Here is a 22,848-nt window from a genome sequence, read left to right as displayed (position 1 = left end):
CCCGCCGTACGCGACTGCGGGTACGTACCCATTCCGCCCGCCCGCCCGGCACCGGGAACCGCGCGGGGATGCGGCACCCGCCCACTCGCGCGGGGCAGGGCCGCTCACTCGCAGGCGGCGCAGGCCGCGTAACCGCGGGCAGTCGTGCCTCCCCCAGTGCCTGAACGGCCTGGTACCCCCAGGGGCGATGGGGGTCCCCCGCTCGAGCGAAGCCGGGAGTGGGGGAGGGTGGGCGCGGCGGCACCCGGCCAGCGCCGGGCCGCGCCACCCACCCCGCCTCAGCCACAACGCGGGGCACGCCAAGGGCGACGGAGCCGAAACCCCGCCGCCCCACAACCCCAGCGGACGCGCTACGCGTCGCCCCCGGCAACTCCCGGATCCGCAGCCGACACATCAAGCAGCCGGTACCGGTCCACGGCCTGCTTCAGCACCGACCGGTCCACCTTCCCCTCCCGCGCCAGCTCGCTCAGCACCCCCACCACCACCGACTCCGCGTCGATGTGGAAGAACCGCCGCGCCGCCCCCCGCGTGTCCGCGAACCCGAACCCGTCCGCGCCCAGTGACTGGTACGTCCCCGGCACCCACCGCGCGATCTGGTCCGGCACCGACCGCATCCAGTCGGACACGGCAACGAACGGCCCTTGGGAGCCCGCCAGTTTCCGTGTCACGTACGGCACCCGCTGCTCCTCCTCCGGATGCAGCAGGTTGTGCTCCTCACAGGCGACCGCTTCGCGCCGCAGCTCGTTCCAGGAGGTCGCCGACCACACGTCGGCCCGTACGTTCCACTCCTCGGCGAGGATCCGCTGCGCCTCGACCGCCCACGGCAACGCCACGCCGGACGCCAGGATCTGCGCCGGGATCGAGCCGCCCGTGCCCTCGCTGAAGCGGTAGACGCCCTTGAGGATGCCCTCGACGTCGACGTTCTCGGGCTCGGCGGGGTGCTGGATCGGCTCGTTGTAGACGGTGAGGTAGTAGAAGACGTCCTCGCTGTCCGGGCCGTACATCCGGCGCAGCCCGTCCTTGACGATGTGGGCGATCTCGAAGCCGAAGGCGGGGTCGTACGCCACGCACGCCGGGTTGGTCGAGGCCAGCAGCTGGGACTGGCCGTCCGCGTGCTGCAGTCCCTCGCCGGTCAGGGTCGTGCGGCCGGCGGTCGCGCCCAGTACGAAACCGCGTGCGAGCTGGTCGCCCATCTGCCAGAACTGGTCGCCGGTGCGCTGAAAACCGAACATCGAGTAGAAGACGTAGACCGGGATGAGGGGTTCGCCGTGCGTCGCGTACGCCGAGCCGGCGGCGATGAGGGATGCCGTGCAGCCCGCCTCGGAGATGCCGTCGTGCAGCATCTGGCCGTTCGGCGACTCCTTGTACGCGAGCAGCAGGTCCCGGTCGACCGACTCGTACTGCTGGCCGAGCGGGTTGTAGATCTTCGCGCTCGGGAAGAACGAGTCCATGCCGAACGTGCGGTACTCGTCCGGCGCGATCAGCACGAAGCGCTTGCCGATCTCCTTGTCCCGCATGAGGTCCTTGAGGAGCCGGACGAAGGCCATGGTCGTCGCGATGGACTGCTGACCGGAACCCCTCTTCACGGTCGCGTACGTCTGCTCGCCCGGCAGTGGCAGCGGCTTCGCGCGGACGACGCGGGTGGGGACGTAGCCGCCGAGCGCCTTGCGGCGGTCGTGCATGTACTGCATCTCCTCGGTCTCCCGGCCGGGGTGGTAGTACGGCGGCGGGCCGGACTCCAGTTCCTGGTCGGAGATCGGCAGGTGCAGCCGGTCGCGGAAGCGCTTGAGGTCGTCGACCGTCAGCTTCTTCATCTGGTGCGTGGCGTTGCGGCCCTCGAAGTTCGGGCCCAGCGTCCAGCCCTTGACGGTCTTGGCGAGGATGACGGTCGGCTGGCCCTTGTGTTCCAGGGCCGCCTTGTACGCCGCGTAGATCTTGCGGTGGTCGTGGCCGCCGCGGCCCAGGTGCAGGATCTGGTCGTCGGTCATGTTCTCGACCATGGCGCGCAGCCGGTGGTCGTCGCCGAAGAAGTGGTCGCGGATGTAGGCGCCGGACTCGGTGGCGTAGGTCTGGAACTGGCCGTCCGGCGTCGTGTTCATCTTGTTGACCAGGACGCCGTCGCGGTCCTGGGCGAGCAGCAGGTCCCAGGTGCGGTCCCAGACGAGCTTGATGACGTTCCAGCCGGCGCCCCGGAAGACCGACTCCAGTTCCTGGATGATCTTTCCGTTGCCGCGCACCGGGCCGTCGAGGCGCTGGAGGTTGCAGTTGACGACGAAGGTGAGGTTGTCCAGGCCCTCGCGGGCGGCGATGGTGAGCTGGCCGAGGGACTCGGGCTCGTCCATCTCGCCGTCGCCGAGGAACGCCCAGACGTGCGAGCGCGAGGTGTCGGCGATCCCGCGCGCGTGCATGTAGCGGTTCATCCGGGCCTGGTAGATCGCGCCGATCGGGCCGAGGCCCATGGAGACGGTCGGGAACTCCCAGAAGTCCGGCATCGAGCGCGGGTGGGGGTAGGACGAGAGCGTGTACGGCGCCTTGGACTTCTCCTGGCGGAAGCCGTCCAGGTGCCGCTCGTCGAAACGGTCCAGGAGGTAGGCGCGGGCGTAGATGCCCGGCGAGGCGTGGCCCTGGAAGAAGACCTGGTCGCCGCCGTCGCCCTCGTCCTTGCCGCGGAAGAAGTGGTTGAACCCGACGTCGTAGAGGGAGGCGGAGGAGGCGAACGTGGCGATGTGGCCGCCCACGCCGATGCCGGGCCGCTGGGCGCGGGAGACCATCACGGCCGCGTTCCAGCGGGTGGCGTTCAGGATCCTGCGCTCGATCTCCTCGTTGCCCGGGAAGAACGGCTCGCTCTTGGTCGGGATCGTGTTGACGTAGTCCGTGCTGCGCATCTCGGGCACGGCGACGCGCTTCTCACGGGCCCGTTCGATCAGCCGCAGCATGAGGTAGCGGGCCCGCTCCCGGCCGCGTGCGTCGACGGCGGCGTCCAGGGAGTCGAGCCACTCCTGGGTCTCCTCGGGGTCGAAGTCAGGAACCTGACTCGGAAGGCCGCCAATGATGATCGGGTTGCGATCGGATGCGGAAGCCACGCTGTTCCTTCGCTGTCGCAGGGCGTATCGGAGAGTGCCGGAACCGTCTCCCATCGTGTACCTGCCGGGGGGAAACGTCATCTCTACTGTGAGGTAACCAGTTCTCCGTCGATAACCAGGGCAAGTTCTTGCGGATCTCGTACCCCTGTATGGTTCCCAATTACGCAAACGGGGCAGAAAGGTGTGGTGTACGTCACCTTCGATCCTGGGTGGCGTGCCTGGAGTTGCGGTGACACGGTCGGGATCGTCACCGTTTCGGCGGTCCCAGTGGCCGGGTACTTGCGCGATCCGTCCCGCCCGTGTGGACTACGGCCAATGCTTCGCGCACGCGCGTGGCTGAGACATTCCCTAAAGACATGATCAGGAGGCAACCCGTGAGCGCGACCGCGGACCACGCGGAGGAGCGGACGAACCCTGCCGCCAGGCTGGGGTTCCAGCCCGGGCAGGTGGTCCAGGAGATCGGCTACGACGACGACGTCGATCAGGAGCTCCGCGAGGCCATCGAAGGTGCCATCGAGGGCGACCTGGTGGACGAGGACTACGAGGACGTGGCCGACGCCGTCGTGCTGTGGTTCCGTGACGACGACGGCGACCTGACGGATGCGCTGGTGGATGCCACCACGTACATCGAGGAGGGCGGGGCGATCCTGCTCCTCACGCCGAAGACCGGACGTGACGGTTACGTCGAGCCCAGTGACATCTCGGAAGCCGCGACGACGGCCGGTCTGACGGCGGCCAAGAGCGTCAGCGTCGGCAAGGACTGGAGCGGCAGCCGGCTGGCGACGCCGAAGGCCGCCAAGTCGAAGCGGTAGCCCCGTAGCCGGGCTTCCCCCCTTCACGGACCCCGGACGGGCCGGCTCCGGTCGGCCCGTCCGGGGTTCCGTCGTGGTCCCTGCGTAGGGTGTGCTCCGAGAGCGACCCCTACGAAGGGACCAACAGGACGATGGCGATCCAGGTCGGCGACAAGGCCCCCGACTTCGAACTCAAGGACAACCACGGGGCGACCGTGAAGCTGTCCGACTTCCGGGGCGGCAAGAACGTGGTGCTGCTCTTCTACCCCTTCGCCTTCACGGGCGTGTGCACCGGCGAGCTGTGCGAGGTGCGCGACAACCTGCCGCAGTTCTCCGACCGCGACACCCAGGTGCTCGCCGTCTCCAACGACTCCATCCACACCCTGCGCGTCTTCGCCGAGCAGGAGGGCCTGGAGTACCCCCTGCTGTCCGACTTCTGGCCGCACGGCAACGTCTCGCGCGCCTACGGCGTCTTCGACGAGGACAAGGGCTGCGCGGTGCGCGGCACCTTCGTCATCGACAAGGAGGGCGTGGTGCGCTGGACCGTCGTCAACGGACTGCCGGACGCCCGGGACTTGTCCGAGTACGTGAAGGCGCTCGACACCCTGTGATCGCGACGCGGTGATTCTTCCGCGTCAGGGCCTGCGGGGTGCGGGAACCCGTCACTAGGATCGAATCGTTGATCCGACATCCGACGCACTTCGGGGCTTCCCGCCCCCGGACACCAATGGAGGACTCGTGGGAGTCAGCCTCAGCAAGGGCGGCAACGTATCGCTGACCAAGGAGGCCCCCGGCCTGACCGCGGTCATCGTCGGTCTGGGGTGGGACGTGCGGACCACGACCGGCACCGACTTCGACCTCGACGCCAGCGCGCTGCTGCTGAACAGCTCCGGCAAGGTCGGCAACGACCAGCACTTCATCTTCTTCAACAACCTGAAGACCCCGGACGGCTCGGTCGAGCACACCGGTGACAACCTCACCGGTGAGGGCGAGGGCGACGACGAGCAGATCAAGGTCGACCTCGCGACCGTCCCCGCCGACGTCGAGAAGATCGTCTTCCCGGTGTCGATCTACGACGCGGAGAACCGCCAGCAGTCCTTCGGCCAGGTCCGCAACGCCTTCATCCGGGTCGTCAACCAGGCCGGCGGCGCCGAGATCGCCCGCTACGACCTGAGCGAGGACGCCTCCACCGAGACCGCCATGGTCTTCGGCGAGCTGTACCGGCACGGCGCGGAGTGGAAGTTCCGCGCCATCGGCCAGGGGTACGCGTCGGGTCTGCGCGGCATCGCGCAGGACTTCGGCGTGAACGTCTGAGCCGACCCTCCGTCGTCCGGCGCCGCACGGTCCGCGTGCGGCGCCGGACGCGCACACGAGCGCCTCGCACACGAGCGCCTCGCGTACAGCAGCCTCGCGTACAGCGGCGGAGCGCTGCGGAACCATCACCCGGGGAGGGACCAGCACTATGGGCGTCACGCTCGCCAAGGGGGGCAACGTCTCCCTGTCCAAGGCCGCACCGAACCTCACACAGGTGATGGTCGGGCTCGGCTGGGACGCGCGTTCCACCACCGGAGCACCCTTCGACCTCGACGCCAGCGCCCTGGTGTGCGGCGGCGGCCGGGTGCTCGGTGACGAGTGGTTCGTCTTCTACAACCAGCTGAAGAGCCCCGACGGCTCGGTCGAGCACACCGGTGACAACCTCACCGGCGAGGGCGACGGCGACGACGAGTCGCTCCTGATCGACCTCTCCAAGGTGCCCGAGCGGTGCGACAAGATCGTCTTTCCGGTCTCCATCCACCAGGCCGACGAGCGCGGCCAGACCTTCGGCCAGGTCAGCAACGCCTTCATCCGGGTCGTCAACCAGGCCGACGGCCAGGAACTCGCCCGCTACGACCTGAGCGAGGACGCCTCCAACGAGACCGCGATGATCTTCGGCGAGGTCTACCGCTACCAGGGCGAGTGGAAGTTCCGAGCAGTCGGACAGGGGTACGCGTCGGGGCTCCGGGGCATCGCTCTAGACTTCGGAGTCAACGTTTCGTAAAGCCGAGTACGGCGCGGGGGAGCCCCGTACACAAGGATTGGGTAGCCAGTGCTTCTGAAAACCTTCGGCTGGTCGTTCGCGGTCACCGCGCTCGGCCTGGTCGCGGCGGTCTTCTACGGGGGGTGGACCGCCTTCGGTGTCGTGGCGATCCTCTCCATCCTGGAAATCTCGCTGTCCTTCGACAACGCGGTGATCAACGCCGGAATCCTGAAGAAGATGAGTGCCTTCTGGCAGAAGATCTTCCTCACGATCGGTGTCCTGATCGCCGTTTTCGGCATGCGGCTGGTCTTCCCGGTCGTCATCGTCGCCGTCAGCGCCCAGCTCGGCCCGATCGAGGCCGTCGACCTCGCGCTCACCGACAAGGACCGCTACCAGGAACTCGTCACCGACGCCCACCCGGCGATCGCCGCGTTCGGCGGTATGTTCCTGCTGATGATCTTCCTGGACTTCCTCTTCGAGGACCGGGACATCAAGTGGCTGGGCTGGCTGGAGCGCCCGCTGGCCAAGCTGGGCAAGGTCGACATGCTGTCGGTCTGCATCGCCCTGATCGTGCTGCTGATCTCCGCGATGACCTTCGCCACCCACGCCCACCAGCACGGCGGCACCCACGTCGACAAGGCCGAGACCGTGCTGCTGGCCGGCATCGCGGGCCTGATCACCTACCTGATCGTCGGCGGACTCTCCGGCTTCTTCGAGGACAAGCTCGAAGAGGAGGAGGAACGCGAGCACGAGGCCGAGGAAGCCGCCGCCCGCTCGGGCAGGCCCAAGTCGGCGGTCGCCATCGCCGGCAAGGCGGCGTTCTTCATGTTCCTCTACCTGGAAGTCCTGGACGCCTCCTTCTCCTTCGACGGGGTGATCGGCGCCTTCGCCGTCACCAACGACATCGTCCTGATGGCCCTCGGCCTGGGCATCGGCGCCATGTACGTGCGTTCCCTGACCGTCTACCTGGTCCGCCAGGGCACCCTGGACGACTACGTCTACCTGGAGCACGGCGCCCACTACGCGATCGGCGCCCTCGCCGTGATCCTGCTGATCACCATCCAGTACCAGATCAGCGAGCTGATCACCGGCCTCATCGGCGTGGTCCTGATCGGCGCCTCCTTCTGGTCCTCCGTACGCCGCAACAAGCGGCTCGCCGAGGCCGAGGGGCCAGGAAACAGCGAGAAGGCGGAAGTCTCCTCCGGAGTGTGAGTCTCAGGCGGGAGCCCGGGTTCCCTTCGGGAGCGCGGGTTCCCTTCGGGAGTACGGGGCTCCTCCGGGAGTGTGAGGAGCCCGCTGTTCCGGGCCTGTTCGCCTCCGGTGCTCCGGCACCGTGGGTGTGAACCCGGCCCGGGCGAGGAACGCTCTGAGCGGGGCGGCGTCGAGGACGACTCCTCGACGCCGCCCCGTCGGCGTCCCGGACCGCGGGTGCGACGAGGCAGCCGCGGCCCTTCGGTGCGGTGGCGGCGTGAGACGGACATGCGTGGGGGCGGGAATGGGCATCTTGGACGGACGACTGTGGCGCGGCCGTGAGACCGACTTCGACTCGGGCAACGCGGCGACCAACGCCATCGAGCTGACCAAACGGCACAGCCAGGTCTCCCTGACGAAACAGGGCGCGGCCACCGGCAACCTGCGCATCAACCTGGCCTGGCGGATGCGGACTTCCGACATCTCCGGCCCGCAGCGGGAGAGCCTGCTCCGGCACCCCTTCAAGGCACTCAAGCCCCCCGAGGTCCTCGGCCACAGCCAGAGCATGGTCAACGTCGACCTCGACCTCGGCTGCCTCTACGAGATGCAGGACGGCGCCAAGGGCGTCGTACAGCCACTGGGCGGCTTCTACGGGGACGTCAACGCCGCGCCCTACGTCAAACTCAGCGGCGACGACCGGTTCGGCTCCGGCTCCGGTGAGACGATCTACGTCAACCTCGACCACCGGGACGCCATCAAGCGGCTTCTGGTCTTCGCCTACATATACGACCAGACGCCCGCCTTCGACCGCGCGCACGCCATCGTCACCCTCTACCCGAGCAACGGCCCCCGGATCGAGATAAGCCTCGACGAACGCCACCCGCAGGCCCGGTCCTGTGCCGTGGTCATGATCGAGAACATCAAGGGCGAGATGTTCGTCCGCCGCGAGGTCAAGTTCGTCTACGGCTTCCAGGGCGAACTGGACCGGCTGTACGGGTGGGGCCTGCAGTGGGGACGGGGTTACAAGGCGAAAGCCGAACGGTGATCCGAACGGCGACTTGGCCCCGGCCGCCTGGCGTCCGGGGCGCGTGCTGAGGGAGGGCCGACGGCGCCCGAGCGGCGGCCCTCCCGCCTACCGTCCGAGGAACTGCGGCCCCTGGGGCGGCAGCCGGAAGTCCGGGTCGGGGATCACGGCCGCCGGCGGCGGGTAGCCGTAGCCGGCCGCCGCGCCGGCGGCGGTCGCCGGGGCGGGTGTGGCGGGTGCAGCGGGTGCCTGTGGGTAGCCGTACGCGGTCTGTCCGGCACCGGCGGGCTGCGGGTACCCGTAGGCCGGCTGGGTCGCCGGAGTCTGCTGGGGATAGCCGTACGCGGGCTGGGTCGGCACCCCGGGCGGCTGCTCCGGCGGCAGCGGCTGGGCGGGCGCGGTCCTGGCCGACGTGGAGTGGACCGGCGGGGGCTGGACCGGCGGAGGCTGGGTGGGTGGCGACTGGGCGGGTGCGGCCTGGGCGGGGGCGGTCTGGACAGGTGCGGCCTGGGTGGGGGCGGTGGGTGAGGAGGGCTCGGGCGCGTTGGACGGGCCGCTCTCGGGCGTTGCTCCGGACGCCTCGGGTGCCGTTCCCGTCGTCCCGGGTGCCGTCTGGGCGTCGTTCTGCGCCTCCGCCTCCGCGTCCTCGTCCACCGAGATGCCGAATTCGGTCGCCAGGCCCTCCAGCCCGTTCGAGTAGCCCTCGCCCAGCGCCCGGAACTTCCAGCTCTCACCGCGCCGGTACAACTCCCCGCAGATGAGCGCGGTCTCCTCGCCCGTCTCCGGCTTGACGTCGAAGTACGCCAGCGGCTCGGCGTCGTCGGCCGTCGCGTCGTAGAGCAGGACCCGCAGGTCCCGTACCTGTTCGAAGGCGACGCCGTCCGCCGAGGCGACCAGCAGGATACGGCCGACCCGGGCCTCGACTCCGGACAGATCCGTCTGGATCGCGTCGGTCAGACCGTCGGCGCCCCGCTTCTTGCCCAGCCGCCAGACCTGGCCCGACGGGTGCCGGGGCTGGTTGTAGAAGACGAAGTCCTCGTCGGATCGCACACGGTCGTCGGGGCCCAGGAGCAGCGCGGAGACATCGACGTCCGGGATTCCTTGCCCGGGGGTCCAGCGCAGCACGGCCCGGACCGTGGTGGCCTCCAGTGGGACGTTCGACCCTTTCAGCATCGCGTGCGTCATGCCGTCATCCTGCCTTCTCGGTCCTGGTCACGACAATGCGGGGGCGGGTACCCGGGATGGGCCAGGCGTCCTGCCCCGCGGCGCCGACACGGCCGGGTTACCTGGAATTCATGCCCGACGGGAACTTCTGACATGGGTTTCTACGTACTATTACCGGCCACCTTCGAACGTTTTACAGGTCGCCCAGTCACCACGGGGGAGTTCACATGCGTCATTTCGGGCATATAGCCCCTGAGGTGCGGAAGCGTCTCTTCCATCAGGAGCCGGGTGCGTTCAGCGCCGACTCCCCGGCGCGGCTGCTCTCCGCGGCTCTGGGGGCCACGCTCTACAGCCCCGCCACCCGGCCGCGTCTCGCCGACGACATCCTCAAGCAGGCCGCCAACGGCGTGGTCTCGATGGTGCTCTGCCTGGAGGACTCCATCGACGACGCCGATGTGGCGGCCGGCGAGGAGAACCTCGTACGGCACCTCACCGACCTCTCCGGACGCCCCGGACACGTCGGCGGAAACGTTCCGCTGCTGTTCGTCCGCGTACGCACCCCCGAGCAGATACCCGACCTGGTGCGGCGCCTCGGCCCCGCCGTGGAGACGCTCTCCGGATTCGTCCTGCCGAAGTTCACCGAGGAACGTGGCATGCCCTTCCTGGAGGCACTCTCCGGCGCGGAGGCCGCCACGGGCCGACGCCTGTTCGCCATGCCGGTCCTGGAGTCCCCGGAGCTGCTGTACCGGGAATCGCGGGTGCACACCCTGGAGGGCATCTTCCGCGCGGTCGACAAGTACCGCGGCCGCGTCCTGGCCCTCCGGCTCGGCGTGACCGACTTCTGCTCCTCCTACGGGCTGCGCCGCGGCCCCGACATGACGGCGTACGACATCCAGATCGTCGCCTCCGTGATCGCCGACGTGGTGAACATGCTCGGGCGGGCCGACGGCACCGGGTTCACCGTGACCGGGCCGGTGTGGGAGTACTTCCGGGTCCAGGAGAGGATGTTCAAACCGCAGCTGCGGCAGAGCCCCTTCCTGGAGGTGCAGGCCGCGGACCTGCGGGCCCGGCTGATCGAGCACGCCATGGACGGCCTGCTGCGGGAGATCTCCCTGGACCAGGCCAACGGCCTGCTGGGGAAGACCTGCATCCACCCCTCCCACGTGCTCCCGGTGCACGCGCTGTCCGTGGTCAGCCACGAGGAGTTCAGCGACGCCCAGGACATCCTCCGCCCGGAGCGCGGCGGAGGAGGCGTGCTGAGGTCGTCGTACACGAACAAGATGAACGAGGTGAAGCCGCACCGGGCCTGGGCCGAGCGCACTCTGCTGCGCGCCGAGGTCTTCGGCGTGGCCAACGAGGACATCGGCTTCGTCGAACTGCTCGCCGCCGGCCTGTCCGACTGAACCTGTCCGGCCCGACCGGCCGGCCGAACACAAGGGATCATGGACCACGCAGTGGACAACGGGAGGCGTACGCGCATGACGGAGCGGCCGCGGGCCGGAGAGCCGACCGGGATATGGACCGGCAGCTGGGTCGCCGAGCGGCTCGGCGTCGGCCTCACGGGCGACGACGACCTGACCGGCCTGCTGGGCCTCGCCCTGCGCCGCAACCCCAAGCGGGCGCACCTCCTCGTCTCCAACGTGCTCGGCAAGCACGTACCCCAGTCGCCTTCCGTGGTCTACGGCCACGGCTTCACCCTCGGCCGCCGCGTACGCGACCTGCTGGGCGCCGAGGAGTCCGCCGCCGCGGTCGTCCTCGGCTACGCGGAGACCGCCACCGGCCTCGGTCACTCGGTCGCCGACGGCCTCGGCCCCGCCACCTACCTGCACTCCACCCGCCGCCCGGTCGACGGCGTCGCCCAGGCAGGCGGCTTCGAGGAGTCCCACTCGCACGCCACCTCCCACCTGCTGCTGCCCGCCGATCCCGCGCTGCTGGCCGGCGACGGACCGCTCGTCCTCGTCGACGACGAGTTCTCCACCGGCAACACGGTGCTCAACACCGTCAGGGCCCTGCACGAGCGCTACCCCCGCCGCCGGTACGTCGTGGTCGCCCTGGTGGACATGCGCTCGCCGGCCGACGCGGGCCGCCTGGAGGAGTTCGCCCGGGAGATCGGCGCCCGAGTGGACCTGGTGGCGGCCGCCTCGGGCACCGTCCTGCTGCCCGACGACGTACTGGAGAAGGGACAGCGACTGGTGGCCCGGCACGAGGCGGCGGCAGCCGCCGAGCCGGAGCCCGCCCGGACCGGCACGGGCCCCGTCCGCCGCGTCGACCTGCGCTGGCCCCGCGGACTGCCCGACGGCGGGCGGCACGGGTTCACCGCCGCCCACCGGACCCGGCTGGAGAGCGCGCTGCCCGCCATGGCCGCCCGGCTCGCCGAGGCCCTGCCCGCCGGCACCCGCCGCGTCCTGGTCCTCGGCTGCGAGGAACTGATGTACGCCCCGCTGCGCCTGGCCCGCGAACTGGAGCAGGTCGTACCCGCAGAGGTGCGCTACTCCACCACCACCCGCTCGCCCGTCCTCGCCGTCGACGATCCCGGCTACGCCATACGCACCCGCCTGGTCTTCCCCGCCCACGACGACCCTGCCGACGGCCCCGGCGAGCGCTACGCCTACAACGTCGCCGGCGCCGGCTTCGACGCCGTCGTCGCCGTCGTCGACTCGCCCGCCGACACCCCGGCGCTGCACGCGCCCGACGGCCTGCTGGCCCGGCTCGCCGCCCACGTGCCGCACATCCTGCTCGCGGTCGTCCCCTCGTACGTCCCCGGCACTTCCTCCGAAAGGCCCGCCATGCTGCCCGAGCCGCTGCGCGGCCCCGCCTTCTCCTCCTATGCCCCCGACGAGGTCGGCTGGCTGCTCCAGGACCTCTCGGACACGACGCTGGAGGCGCCCACCGAGGAGCGCGAGGAGGCGATCCAGAAGGGCGGCGCGCACTACGCCGAGTCGCTGCCCGTCGAGTATCAGCCCAGCGAGCAGTACCAGGACCTGTTCCACGCGGCGCTGCGCGCCTCGGCGGCCCGGCTGGCGCAGGCCGTCGGCGCCGTCACCGAACTCGTCCTCCTGGAACGGTCCCCCGGACCCGTCCTCGTGTCCCTCGCCCGCGCGGGCACGCCCGTCGGGATCCTGATGCGCCGCTGGGCGCAGTTCCGCCATGGTCTCGACCTCCCCCATTACGCCGTGTCGATCGTCCGGGGCCGGGGCATCGACGCCAACGCGCTGCGCTGGCTGGCCGACCACCACGACCCCGCTGATGTCGTCTTCGTCGACGGCTGGACCGGCAAGGGCGCCATCACCCGCGAACTCGCCGCCGCCCTGCGTGACTTCGAGGTGTCCGACGGCATCACCGGCTTCGACCCGGAGATCGCCGTCCTGGCCGACCCCGGTTCCTGTGTCCGCACCTACGGAACCCGCGACGACTTCCTCATCCCCTCCGCCTGCCTCAACTCCACCGTCTCCGGCCTGATCTCCCGCACCGTGCTCCGGGCCGACCTGGTCGGCGCCCACGACTTCCACGGCGCGAAGTTCTACCGCGAACTCGCCGGCGCCGACCTCTCACCGGCCTTCCTCGACGCCGTCTCCGCCCGCTTCCCGGAGGTCGCGAGCGCCGTCGACGTCCTGGCCAAGGACCTGCACGCCGCCGACCGGACCCCCACCTGGGAGGGCTGGGCGGCGGTCGAGCGGATCAGCGAGGAGTACGGCATCCACGACGTCAACCTCGTCAAGCCCGGCGTCGGCGAGACCACCCGCGTGATGCTGCGCCGGGTGCCCTGGAAGGTGCTGGCCCGGGCCGGCGCCGGCAGCGACCTGGACCACGTCCGGCTGCTCGCCGCACAGCGGGGCGTGCCCGTGGAGGAGGTCGCCGACCTGCCCTACACCTGCGTCGGGCTGATCCACCCCCGGTACACCCGCGGCGCGACGGGCGCCGACGGCAGGGCGGTGACGGTCTGATGCCTGCTCAGCCCGTACAGCCCGTACTCGTCGCGAGCGACCTCGACCGCACGCTGATCTACTCCGCCGCCGCCCTGAACCTGACCGTGCCGGACCAGGAGGCCCCCCGGCTGCTGTGTGTGGAGGTCTACGACAGCAAGCCCCTGTCGTACATGACGGAGACCGCCGCCCGGCTTCTCGGCGACCTCGGCGGCCTCGGCGAGGGTGCCGTCTTCGTGCCGACCACGACGCGGACCCGCGCCCAGTACCAGCGCATCAACCTGCCCGGCCCCCCGCCGAAGTACGCGATCTGCGCCAACGGCGGCCACCTGCTGGTGGACGGCGTCACCGACCCCGACTGGCACGCACGGGTCACCGCGCGGCTGGCCGACGAGTGCGCCCCGCTGGCAGAGGTGCGCGAGCGTCTGACGGCCACCGCCGACCCGCAGTGGGTGCGCAAGCACCGCACCGCCGAGGACCTCTTCGCCTACCTCGTCCTCGAACGCGACCTGCTGCCCGAGGGATGGGTCAAGGAACTCGCCGTGTGGGCCGGCGACCGCGGCTGGACCGTGTCCCTCCAGGGCCGCAAGCTCTACGCCGTCCCGGCGCCGCTCACCAAGAGCGCGGCCGTGCACGAGGTCGCCCGCCGCACCGGCGCAGGTCTCACCCTGGCCGCAGGGGACTCCCTCTTGGACGCCGACCTGCTGCTCGCCGCCGACCGGGGTTGGCGCCCGGGCCACGGCGAGTTGGCCGACTCCGGCTGGACGGCACCGACGGTCAGTGCCCTGCCCGAGCGGGGGGTATTCGCGGGGGAGCGGATCCTTCAGGAGTTCCTGCGGTCTGCGAACCCGGCCCGGTAGTTCCTGCGGTCGGCGCGCCCGGCCCGGTGACCTCCGTCCGGTCCGAGGGTCCCCCGGCGGACCGGGCGGTGGACGAGGCGGACGCGGAGGAGGGCCGCTCCTCGCCGTGCCCGGGTTCGCCGCGCCTGCGGCGGCCGCCTCCGGGCCGCAGCATCCGCAGGACCACGAAGCCCAGCACCGCGACCGCAGCGCCGACGAGGATCACCTTCGAGTACGCGGAGGCGACGCTCGTGACCTGAGACCAGTTGTCACCCAGGGCGTAACCGGCGAGCACGAACGCGGTGTTCCACAGCGCACTGCCCAGCGTGGTCAGGCCGAGGAAGACGGGGAGCCGCATCCGCTCGACGCCCGCCGGCACGGAGATCAGACTGCGGAAGATGGGGATCATCCGGCCGAAGAACACCGCCTTGGTGCCGTGCCGGAGGAACCACGCCTCCGTCTTCTCTATGTCCGCCACCTTCACCAGCGGCAGCCGCCCCGCTATCGCCACGGTGCGGTCGCGGCCGAGGAGCGCCCCTATCCCGTACAGGGCGAGCGCACCGATCACCGAGCCCGCCGTGGTCCACAGCAGGACGGCGAGCAGGTCCATCCGGCCGGAGGCGGCCGCGAATCCCGCGAGCGGCAGGATCACCTCGCTCGGCAAGGGAGGGAAGAGATTCTCCAGAGCGATGGCGATACCGGCCCCCGGGGCGCCCAGGGCGTCCATGAGGTCGTTGATCCACTGCGGAGCGGCACCGCTGTCCGCGGCCGTCTGCGCTGCGATGGCTGTCATGACGACCACGCTAGGAAATCGTGGCTGAAGGGACCCTGAGGAAGACCGCACGATCGGCTGCGGTCCACCGCAGTGACGAATTGCGGTTTTCCGCAGTGTGCGGGCATCCCGCCCACGACTAGCCTCACGATCATGCGAGACATGGCGCGACGCGGAGTGCGGTGCGGGGTGGGCCTGATCACGGGAGCCGCCGCGGCCGTCGTCGAGCTGCTCTTCACCGTTGTGGCCGGTGCGGCCCTGCTGCCGGTGGCGGCCTGGCCGGCCGGGCGCCGTGCCGCGCTCCGACCGGTCCTCGCGTGCGCGCGGAGACTGGCGGAGTGGGAGCGGACCCGGCTCCGGACCTGGCTCGGCATCCGCGTCCCGCCCGCGTACGAGGACATGCGGGCCCTGCGGTACGTGTCCTGCCGGTGGACGCTGGGAGCCCTGGGCGGGGTGGTGATGCTGTCGGCGGCGGCGGGCCTCGGGTACGGCATGTTCTGGGCGTACGGCTGGCTGTGGCTGGACGGCATACGCGACCCGGGCTCGGTCGTCCTCAGCAGCTTCGGCGGCTTCTTCCTGCTGTTCCTCGCCGTCCAGGGGATATTCGGCGTCGCCGGGCTGGAGGGCCGGCTGGCCCGGCGCTTCTACGGTCCCCGGCACCAGGAGGAGCTGGAGCAGCGCATCGCCGAGCTGTCCGCGAGCCGCGCCGCCGTGGTCGACGCGGTGCACGACGAACGCCGCCGCATCGAGCGTGACCTGCACGACGGGGTGCAGCAGCGGCTCGTCGCCCTCGGGATGCTGCTCGGCCGCGCCCGGCGCAGCCAGGACGCCGAGCACAGGGACCACCTGCTGGGCCAGGCCCACCAGGAGAGCAGACAGGCCCTGGAGGAGCTGCGCGAGGTGGCGTGGCGGATCTATCCGACCACGCTGGACGAGGCCGGCCTGCGAGCGGCGCTGGAGACGGTGGCCGAGCGGGCGTCCGTGCCCGTGCGGGTGGAGTACGGCCTCGTGGAGGAACCGGAGCGGGCGCTCGCGACCGTCGCGTACTTCGTGGTGTGCGAGGCGGTCACCAACGCGGTCAAGCACGCGGCGCCCACGCGGATAACCGTCGTGGTCGCGGAAGAGGAGGGGATGGTGTACGTGGAGGTCCGGGACGACGGCTGCGGCGGGGCGAACGCCACGGGCAGCGGACTGTTCGGGCTCGCCCGGCGGGTCGCCGCTCTCGACGGCAGCCTGAGCGTGGTCAGCCCGCCGGGCGGCCCCACTCTGGTGGCGGCGGAGCTGCCATGCGGGTGATGCTCGCCGAGGACTCGACCCTGCTGCGGGAGGGCCTGGTGCGCCTGCTGGCGGAGGAGGGGCACGAGGTCGTCGCGGCCGTCGGCAACGCGGAGGCGCTGCTGGCGGCGGTCGCCCAGGACCCGCCGGACGTGGTGGTCGCCGACGTCCGGATGCCGCCGACCCACACGGACGAGGGGCTGCGCGCGGCCCTGGAGATCCGGGCGAGCCGGCCGGCCGTCGGGGTCCTGGTGCTCTCGCAGTACGTGGAGAAGCGGTACGCGACGGAGCTGCTCACCGGTGACTCGGAAGGGGTGGGGTATCTGCTCAAGGACAGGGTGGTCCAGGTCGACGAGTTCCTCGACGCGCTGGAGAGGGTGGCCGCCGGCCGGGCCGCCTTCGACCCCGAGGTCGTCCGGCAGTTGCTGGGCCGCACGACACACACCGACCCGCTGGCCCGGCTCACGGCGCGGGAGCGAGCCGTGCTGGCCGAGATGGCACAGGGGCACACCAACGCGGCGATCGCCCGGCGACTGCACATCTCGTTGAGCGGCGTGGAGAAGCACATCAACGCCATCTTCGACAAGCTCGAACTGACGGGAGGTGAGGGCTATTCGCGCAGAGTTCTGGCGGTACTGCGGTATCTGGGGAGCTGAGGCGCCGGACCGCCGTGGCACCCGGTGCGCGTCACCCGCGGCAGCTGTCCTCGCCGGGCCGGGTCCGGGTGACAGGGCCGGAGCGGGGGCGGAGGGGCGAGCCGTCAGATGAGGCCAGTCTCGGAGGTCGCGGCCCGGGCGTCGGGGGCCGACGCGACGGTGGTGGCGGTCTGTGGCAGACGCCAACCGGTCCGTGGCGGATGCGGGCCGCAGAAGCGGCGGTGCTCGCAGGGTTCGCGGACCGTGAAGCGGCGGTGCTCGCAGGGTTCGCGGACTGTGAAGCGGCGGTGCTCGCAGGGTTCGCGGACCGTGTCAGCCGCAGCAGCCCCCTCCGCAGCAACCGCCCCCACCACCACCGCCGGACCCGGATGCCGGAGCCGGAGCGGAGGATGAGCCGCCGACCGCGACCGTCGACAGCAGCTTCACCGTGTCGTCGTGGCCCGCCGGGCAGGCGGCGGGAGCGGAGGACTCGGCCATGGGACGGCTCAGTTCGAACGTGTCGCCGCAACTGCGGCAGCGGTACTCGTAGCGAGGCATGAGCACAGGTTAACCGGCGCCCACGGCACCACGGCAGGAGTACGTCAGGACCAGGCCAGGACGACGTCAGGACGACATCAGCACCACGTCAGGGCGCTCCCGGCCTCGACCCGGCCGGCGGACCACGTCGCGGACTCGGGGTCCGGCACGGCACGTCGCAGTCCCTAGTGCCCGGCCCCGCGTTCCTCCCGTATCCGGCCGACCACGTGGGCCACCGTGCGGCGGACCGCGTCCGTCTCGGTGAGGAAGTGCCAGTAGTCGGGGTGCCTGCCCTTCAGGGTGCCGATCGCGCGTTCCAGCCGGGCCACGGCGTCGTCCAGTGGGCGCGCGTCCCGGGGGTCGGGGGTGGTGCGGCCGGCCATGGCCAGCCGCTGGGCGTCGCGGATGGCGAACCGGGTCCGTTCGATCTCGTCCCGGGGGTCCTTCTGCACGGCATTGAGCAGGCGGAGCCGGTCGCCGGCGGCGGACACGGCCTCGTCGGTCTCGTTCAGCAGGGCCCGTACCGTCGACAGCAGTGCGGTGGCGTCGGGCCAGCGCTGTTCGTCGCGGGCGGACCGGGCCTCGGCCAGCTTCCGTTCGGCCTGCCGGACGGTCTCGCGGGCCTGGTCGGGTACGTGCTGGAGGTCCTGCCAGCAGGCGGCGGTGAAGCGTCGCCGCAGTTCGCTGAGGACGGGTTCGACCTGTTCGGCGCGGGTGGTGAGGGCCTGGGCGCGGGTGCGCAGGGAGACCAGCCGCTTGTCGGTCTCGGCAGCCCGTTCGGGCAGCCGTTCGGCCTCGGCCCGGACCGTCTCGGCCTCGCGGGTGACGCGTTCGGCGCGGTCCAGGGTCTGGGGCACACCGTGCCGGCCGGCGCCCTGGTTGAGCTTGGTCAGCTCCGGGGCGAGGGCGGCGAGCCGGGCGGCGAGGTCGTCCGCGGTCAGCCCTGAGCCGCGTACGGCGTCCAGGGCGTCGGAGGCGGCGAGCAGGGACTGCCGGGCCCGCTCCACGGCGGGGGCGAGCCGGGCCAGCTGGGTCTCGGCCTTGCCGAGCAGTGGGCCGAGGCCCTCGGCGAAGCGGTCCAGGTCCTGCTTGACCCGGCCCAGTTCCTCCTTGGCGGCGGTCAGTTCGGCGCGGGCGCGGGCGGCGGCCGACGCCTCCAGGTCGTCCCGGTCGAGGTCGTGGGCGTCGACGGCGCCGATGTACTGCCGGCTGGCCTCGTCGATGCGCCGGCCGAGGGCCTCGAAGCCGTCGACCGCGCGCCGGGCGGCGGGGGAGTCGTCGACGGCCGTGATCGTCTCGATGGAGATCCGCAGGTCACGCTGGGCGGTGTCCAGCTCGTAGAACGCGGCGGCGGCGTCGTCCTTGGCGGTCTGGGCCTCTGCCCGCTGGTTCTCGGCCCGCCCGCCGAACCAGCGCCGGGTGCCGCCGCCGGCGAACGCGCCGGCCAGGACCGGCGCGGCGAGCAGCGGCAGCCCCAGCAGGACGAGCGTGTCACGCAGGGCGCCGGGACCGCGGCGGTGCGAGCGGGGCCGGCGGTGCGGGAGAAGCCGTGGACGTGGCGCGCAGGGCACCATCGGCGGCGTATACGGCTGCGATGGTGTCGCCGTCACATCCCTCTCCCGTGTCGTCCGCCCTGCCCGGGTTCATTCTCCCACCCGTTGAGGACGAACACACGGTCCGGTCAGTTCGCGGTGCGGACCGTGACTTTGCCGTCGGCGGTGCGGGCGTTCACCACATGGGCGCTGGAGTCGTCGCGGGGCACGGACACGTCCACGGAACCGTCGTCGGTCTCCGCCGTCACCTTGTACGTGGCCCGGGGCAGTCCGACGGTCACCGAGCCGTCGTCGCTGCGGGCGTCGACCACGTCGGGCACGGCACCGAGTTCGAGGCGCACCGAGCCGTCCTTCGTCTGTGCCGTCACCCGTCGCGAGGAGACCTCCGCGCGGACCGAGCCGTCGTCGCTGCGCAGGTCCAGCGGGCCGGTGGAGTCGGTGACGCGGACGGAGCCGTCCTGGGTGCGGATGTCCAGCGCGTCCCGGAATCCCCGCGCCCGTACGCTGCCGTCGTCGTCCTCGACCTTGACGGCCACGCCTCGGGGCACCTCGATGCGGTGCCTGGCCGCGCAGTCGGCGATGAATCCGGTGCAGTCCATCCGCAGCACCAGGCGGTCGCCGTCCATCTTCCAGGTCACCTTGGGTTCCTTCCCGACGGTCACCGATCCCTTGAACCACCGGGTGACGCCGACGCGGCCCGCCTCGTTGCCCTCCGCGGCGACGATCTCCAGGGCGGAGTCGTCGGAGTCGACGGTGAGCGTGCGGCCCTGAAGGGCGAAGGACCGCTGGTCGGGGTCCTTGTCCTCGTCGGGCGAGGCGCAGGCCGCGAGACCCGCGACGGCGAGGACGACGGCCCCGGCGGCGGCGAGCGCACGGACGGGAACGGTACGGGACATGACGGTCTCCCCCTGGGACGGACGATGAGCCTCCGCGCCGGGTGCCTCCGGGGGAGGCGCGGTGCGGCGAGGCTCTACGACCGTAGGTTTCCGGGGCGTGCCGCCGCGATCCGGAACGCTCCCGTATCGATGGTGGGGTTAACCCCCGCAGGGGGAGGGCGGGGACCGGCGGTACGGGTTTGCGAGGCGGTGGTCCGGGCAATGTAGGCTGTCGACTCGTCTGGGTGCGTAGCTCAGGGGTAGAGCGCCTGCCTTACAAGCAGGATGTCGGCGGTTCGAAACCGTCCGCGCCCACCAGGACCGGTGCCGGGCACCGGTGCGAGAGGCCCTCGGAGATCGGAGATCTTCCGGGGGCCTCTCGCGTGCCGGGCGCGCCGTCCGGCGTCCGCCGTCCCTTGTGCCTCGCCGCCTATGCCTCGTCCTCGGGCGGGGTCTCGTGGGCATGCTTGAGGCGGGAGCGGGCCGCGACCTGGTCGGAGCCGGTGAACTGGGCCCAGTAGCGGTGGGTGGTGACGAACACCGCGAGTTCGCGCTCGCGTTGGCGCAACTTCTCCACCTCGGCTTGTTCGTCCTGGGACCAGCCGGGTGAGGCCGGGCGCTCCACCTTGCGCCAGCCGTTGTCGTCACTGAAGCCGTCCACCGGTTCCACGGACCAGGGGAGCCGTTTCAACAGGGCCGACAGGTCGGCCCTGACCTGATGGAGTTCCTCCTGGCCGGCGAGGAGGTCACTCGGAAAGTCATAGGTCGTAGCCACGCCGCAATGATACTCCTGTTCGATTTTGGGTCGCGCGTTCTTCCGGGCGGTTCACGCGTACGAGTGTGCGGGCGCGGGAGAGACTGGAGGTATGTGCCGCAGTATCAAGACGCTACGACCGCCCGTGCTGGCCGAGCAGGCCACCGACGGGGAGATCCGGGCCGCGGCCCTCCAGTACGTGCGCAAGGTGTCCGGGTTCCGGGCGCCGGCCGCGCACAACCAGGAGGTGTTCGACCGCGCCGTGGACGCGGTCGCCGAGGCGACGGCCGAACTGCTGGCCGGCCTGGAGGTACGGGGAGGGGTTCAGCCGCGCCGAACGGGCTGACGCCCCCGTCGGCACCCGGCGGCACGCCTCGTCACGTCGCCGACGAGGACTCCGGCGCCCGCGGCGGGCGCCGCACCAGCAGGGCCGCCCCCGCCCCCGCCCCGAACAGGGCGACGAGGGAGACCCCCGTCGCCAGCCACGTCGCGCCCAGCCACTGGCCGCCGAAGTAGCCCAGGGCCACGCTGTAGGCGGCCCAGGACAGCCCGGCCAGGGCGGACCAGGGCAGGAACTCCCGCACCCGGCGGTGGGCGGCACCGGCGCCGAGGGAGACGATCGAACGCCCGGCCGGGGCGAACCGGGCCAGCACCACCAGCGCGCCGCCGCCGCGGGCCAGGGCGGCGCCGAGACGTTCCTGCGCCTTGGTCAGCCGGCGGGACCGGGCGATCGCGCGGTCCAGCCGCGGCCCGCCGCGCCGGGCGAGGCGGTAGGCCACCAGGTCACCGAGGACGGACGCGGTGGTGGCGCAGAGGGTCAGGACCAGGATGTCGGGGACGTCGTGCGGGACCTGGCCGGTCGCGGCGCCCGAACCGGCCGCCGCCGCGGTGGCCGCCGCGATCACCAGGACGCCGCTCGGCAGCACGGGCAGGAACACGTCCAGGAGCACGGACAGTGCCACGAAGGCGTAGATCCAAGGGCTGCTGACCAGCGAACCCATACTTCCGAACACCGTGACTCCCCATGGCTTCCCCCGTGGGCCTGACCAGCCGCGCCGCGCGGGACGGCAGGGGAGGCCGATGACAGCCACACAGCGTACGCCTGGGGTACGACAGTGGGTTCACAGGGGCTCGCGCGCCCGGCACCGCGGGTTCACCCGGCTGCCGCCTCCCGGGGGCGGCCGGTGCCGGTGTCCCGTAGCAACGACGGTGGGGCGAGGCGCCGGGGGACTCCTCGCCCCTGTCCGGACATCCCGAACCCGACGAACGGAACACATCATGGTGGCAGGAATATGCGCGGGCGCCGTCGCCGCGGCCGTACTCGCGACCGGCGCCCCCGGCGGGGCGGACGACCTCTCGCTGCGCACGGACGCCCGGTTCGCGGCGCCCGGCGACGGCGCCTCGCGGAAGGCACTGACGTACGACCGGGACCTGGTCCCGCCCGGCTCCTGGATCGAGGTGCGCCAGCACACCGACCGCGGCGGCGCGACCACCGTACGGCTGCGGGTGCGCGGCCTGGACCCGGGGCACGCGTACGGCGCCCATGTGCACCAGAAGCCGTGCGGCGCCGACCCGGCCGCCGCGGGCGGGCACTACCAGCACCGGCCGTCCACCGACCCGGCCGACGCCAACCCGCACAACGAGGTGTGGCTCGACTTCACCCCCGACGCGCACGGTGAGGGGCGGGCCCACGCCCGCCACGACTGGGGGTTCCGGCCGGGTGAGGCGTCGTCCGTGGTGATCCACGACCGGCCGGGCAACTCCGGTGCCCGCGTCGCCTGCTTCACGGTGCCGTTCCGGCCCACCGGCTGACCGATAGCCCCCGCAAAAGGAACGGTGCCCTCCGCAAAAAGGAACGGTGCCCTCCGCGCGAGGCGGAAGGCACCGTTCCCGGTCGGCGGGCGCGGGATCAGACCGACACCGGCGTCTGCCGCTCGGCCGTCCGCTCCGGCGCTTCGTCCGCGGTGCGCCGGGTCAGCAGCCGGTCCAGGCCGAAGGCGCCGGAGCCGGTGAAGACCAGCAGCAGGAAGGCCCAGCAGAACATGGCGGAGGCCTCACCGCCGTTCTCCATCGGCCACAGGGCGCCGGGCTGGTGCATCTTGAAGTACGCGTAGGCCATCGAGCCCGAGGAGATGAACGCGGCCGCGCGGGTGCCCAGGCCGAGCAGGACCAGCGCGCCGCCGACGAGCTGGATCACGGCGGCGTACCAGTTGGGCCAGGTGCCGGCGTCGACGGTGCCGCCCTCGGTGCCCGCGGCGCCGCCGAGCACCCCGAAGAGGGAGGCGGCGCCGTGGCAGGCGAAGAGCAGGCCGACGACGATGCGGAACAGGCCGAGGGCGTACGGCTGGGCGCTGTTGAGGCGTCCGGTCATGTGGGGGGCACTCCTTCGGTGGGACCGGTCCTGAGGAGCCGGTC

22 protein-coding genes and 1 tRNA gene are annotated in these 22,848 nt (G+C 71.5%); 14 read left to right on the top strand and 9 right to left on the bottom strand.

What is annotated here, in order from left to right; genetic code table 11:
* Nucleotides 1–350: 350 nt before the first annotated feature.
* A complete protein-coding gene (gene aceE, locus J7I94_RS29345) occupies nucleotides 351–3,083 on the bottom strand; it encodes a pyruvate dehydrogenase (acetyl-transferring), homodimeric type (RefSeq protein WP_215171850.1) in 2,733 nt (910 codons plus the stop codon).
* 374 nt (nucleotides 3,084–3,457) lie between these two features.
* Between aceE and J7I94_RS29340 the strand changes: the two genes are divergently transcribed.
* The 6 genes from J7I94_RS29340 (at nucleotide 3,458) to J7I94_RS29315 (ending at nucleotide 8,127) form a co-directional block, all read left to right on the top strand.
* Nucleotides 3,458–3,895, top strand: a complete 438-nt coding sequence (locus tag J7I94_RS29340; protein WP_215171848.1) for a DUF3052 domain-containing protein — start codon at nucleotides 3,458–3,460, stop codon at nucleotides 3,893–3,895.
* Nucleotides 3,896–4,026: 131 nt separating this feature from the next.
* A complete protein-coding gene (locus tag J7I94_RS29335) occupies nucleotides 4,027–4,485 on the top strand; it encodes a peroxiredoxin (RefSeq protein ID WP_215171846.1) in 459 nt (152 codons plus the stop codon).
* Nucleotides 4,486–4,612: 127 nt separating this feature from the next.
* Complete coding sequence (locus J7I94_RS29330; RefSeq protein WP_189413088.1) at nucleotides 4,613–5,188, top strand: calcium homeostasis/redox stress adaptation protein; 576 nt, start codon at nucleotides 4,613–4,615, stop codon at nucleotides 5,186–5,188.
* Between the two features lie 148 nt (nucleotides 5,189–5,336).
* A complete protein-coding gene (locus J7I94_RS29325) occupies nucleotides 5,337–5,912 on the top strand; it encodes a TerD family protein (RefSeq protein ID WP_215171844.1) in 576 nt (191 codons plus the stop codon).
* 48 nt (nucleotides 5,913–5,960) lie between these two features.
* Nucleotides 5,961–7,103, top strand: a complete 1,143-nt coding sequence (locus J7I94_RS29320; RefSeq protein ID WP_215171842.1) for a DUF475 domain-containing protein — start codon at nucleotides 5,961–5,963, stop codon at nucleotides 7,101–7,103.
* Between the two features lie 283 nt (nucleotides 7,104–7,386).
* Nucleotides 7,387–8,127 carry a Tellurium resistance gene (locus J7I94_RS29315; RefSeq protein ID WP_215171840.1) on the top strand — a complete coding sequence of 247 codons (741 nt, stop codon included), beginning with the start codon at nucleotides 7,387–7,389 and terminating at the stop codon, nucleotides 8,125–8,127.
* A gap of 87 nt (nucleotides 8,128–8,214) precedes the next feature.
* Here the strand turns inward: J7I94_RS29315 and J7I94_RS29310 are convergent, their stop codons facing one another.
* Complete coding sequence (locus J7I94_RS29310; protein ID WP_215171838.1) at nucleotides 8,215–9,291, bottom strand: TerD family protein; 1,077 nt, start codon at nucleotides 9,289–9,291, stop codon at nucleotides 8,215–8,217.
* A gap of 206 nt (nucleotides 9,292–9,497) precedes the next feature.
* Here J7I94_RS29310 and J7I94_RS29305 point away from each other — a divergent pair, with 206 nt between their 5' ends.
* The 3 genes from J7I94_RS29305 to J7I94_RS29295 all read left to right on the top strand — a co-directional run bounded on the left by J7I94_RS29305 (nucleotide 9,498) and on the right by J7I94_RS29295 (nucleotide 14,053).
* Complete coding sequence (locus J7I94_RS29305; RefSeq protein ID WP_215171836.1) at nucleotides 9,498–10,673, top strand: HpcH/HpaI aldolase/citrate lyase family protein; 1,176 nt, start codon at nucleotides 9,498–9,500, stop codon at nucleotides 10,671–10,673.
* Nucleotides 10,674–10,748: 75 nt separating this feature from the next.
* The gene (locus tag J7I94_RS29300) at nucleotides 10,749–13,214 is read left to right on the top strand and encodes a phosphoribosyltransferase (protein WP_215171834.1); all 2,466 of its coding nucleotides are present in this window, start codon (nucleotides 10,749–10,751) and stop codon (nucleotides 13,212–13,214) included.
* Complete coding sequence (locus J7I94_RS29295; RefSeq protein ID WP_215171832.1) at nucleotides 13,214–14,053, top strand: HAD family hydrolase; 840 nt, start codon at nucleotides 13,214–13,216, stop codon at nucleotides 14,051–14,053. Before J7I94_RS29300 ends, J7I94_RS29295 begins: the two co-directional genes overlap by 1 nt.
* On the opposite strand, the gene J7I94_RS29290 is transcribed toward J7I94_RS29295, so the two are convergent.
* Entirely contained in the window at nucleotides 13,971–14,825 is an 855-nt protein-coding gene (locus J7I94_RS29290) for a DedA family protein (RefSeq protein WP_215171830.1), read from the bottom strand. The genes J7I94_RS29295 and J7I94_RS29290 overlap by 83 nt on opposite strands.
* A gap of 132 nt (nucleotides 14,826–14,957) precedes the next feature.
* Here J7I94_RS29290 and J7I94_RS29285 point away from each other — a divergent pair, with 132 nt between their 5' ends.
* Nucleotides 14,958–16,100, top strand: coding sequence for a sensor histidine kinase (locus tag J7I94_RS29285; RefSeq protein WP_215171828.1), 1,143 nt, complete (start codon nucleotides 14,958–14,960; stop codon nucleotides 16,098–16,100).
* Nucleotides 16,091–16,735 (top strand): response regulator transcription factor, encoded by a 645-nt coding sequence (locus tag J7I94_RS29280; RefSeq protein ID WP_215171826.1) that lies wholly within the window; start codon nucleotides 16,091–16,093, stop codon nucleotides 16,733–16,735. Before J7I94_RS29285 ends, J7I94_RS29280 begins: the two co-directional genes overlap by 10 nt.
* A gap of 312 nt (nucleotides 16,736–17,047) precedes the next feature.
* Here J7I94_RS29280 and J7I94_RS29275 read toward each other — a convergent pair whose 3' ends face one another.
* The 3 genes from J7I94_RS29275 to J7I94_RS29265 all read right to left on the bottom strand — a co-directional run bounded on the left by J7I94_RS29275 (nucleotide 17,048) and on the right by J7I94_RS29265 (nucleotide 19,700).
* Nucleotides 17,048–17,272 (bottom strand): zinc ribbon domain-containing protein, encoded by a 225-nt coding sequence (locus J7I94_RS29275; RefSeq protein WP_215171824.1) that lies wholly within the window; start codon nucleotides 17,270–17,272, stop codon nucleotides 17,048–17,050.
* Between the two features lie 164 nt (nucleotides 17,273–17,436).
* Complete coding sequence (locus tag J7I94_RS29270) at nucleotides 17,437–18,861, bottom strand: hypothetical protein (RefSeq protein ID WP_215171822.1); 1,425 nt, start codon at nucleotides 18,859–18,861, stop codon at nucleotides 17,437–17,439.
* A gap of 71 nt (nucleotides 18,862–18,932) precedes the next feature.
* Nucleotides 18,933–19,700, bottom strand: a complete 768-nt coding sequence (locus tag J7I94_RS29265) for a DUF4097 family beta strand repeat-containing protein (protein ID WP_215171820.1) — start codon at nucleotides 19,698–19,700, stop codon at nucleotides 18,933–18,935.
* Nucleotides 19,701–19,922: 222 nt separating this feature from the next.
* On the opposite strand from J7I94_RS29265, the gene J7I94_RS29260 reads away from it, so the two are divergent.
* A tRNA-Val gene (locus J7I94_RS29260) sits at nucleotides 19,923–19,997 on the top strand.
* 112 nt (nucleotides 19,998–20,109) lie between these two features.
* Here the strand turns inward: J7I94_RS29260 and J7I94_RS29255 are convergent.
* Entirely contained in the window at nucleotides 20,110–20,454 is a 345-nt protein-coding gene (locus J7I94_RS29255; RefSeq protein WP_215171818.1) for a hypothetical protein, read from the bottom strand.
* A gap of 91 nt (nucleotides 20,455–20,545) precedes the next feature.
* Between J7I94_RS29255 and J7I94_RS29250 the strand changes: the two genes are divergently transcribed.
* Nucleotides 20,546–20,779, top strand: a complete 234-nt coding sequence (locus tag J7I94_RS29250; protein ID WP_215171816.1) for a DUF2277 domain-containing protein — start codon at nucleotides 20,546–20,548, stop codon at nucleotides 20,777–20,779.
* A 31-nt stretch (nucleotides 20,780–20,810) separates the two neighbouring features.
* Here J7I94_RS29250 and J7I94_RS29245 read toward each other — a convergent pair whose 3' ends face one another.
* Nucleotides 20,811–21,434, bottom strand: a complete 624-nt coding sequence (locus J7I94_RS29245; RefSeq protein ID WP_215171852.1) for a VTT domain-containing protein — start codon at nucleotides 21,432–21,434, stop codon at nucleotides 20,811–20,813.
* Between the two features lie 277 nt (nucleotides 21,435–21,711).
* Here J7I94_RS29245 and J7I94_RS29240 point away from each other — a divergent pair, with 277 nt between their 5' ends.
* Nucleotides 21,712–22,245, top strand: a complete 534-nt coding sequence (locus tag J7I94_RS29240; RefSeq protein WP_215171814.1) for a superoxide dismutase family protein — start codon at nucleotides 21,712–21,714, stop codon at nucleotides 22,243–22,245.
* 97 nt (nucleotides 22,246–22,342) lie between these two features.
* Here the strand turns inward: J7I94_RS29240 and J7I94_RS29235 are convergent, their stop codons facing one another.
* Nucleotides 22,343–22,804, bottom strand: a complete 462-nt coding sequence (locus J7I94_RS29235; RefSeq protein WP_215171812.1) for a DoxX family protein — start codon at nucleotides 22,802–22,804, stop codon at nucleotides 22,343–22,345.
* Nucleotides 22,805–22,848: the final 44 nt, after the last annotated feature.

Origin of the sequence: Streptomyces sp. ISL-12, from assembly GCF_018614415.1 — a bacterium.
Taxonomy (GTDB): Bacteria; Actinomycetota; Actinomycetes; order Streptomycetales; family Streptomycetaceae; genus Streptomyces.
Note: the sequence above shows the minus strand (reverse complement) of the source record. Positions and strands in the feature narration are given on the sequence as shown.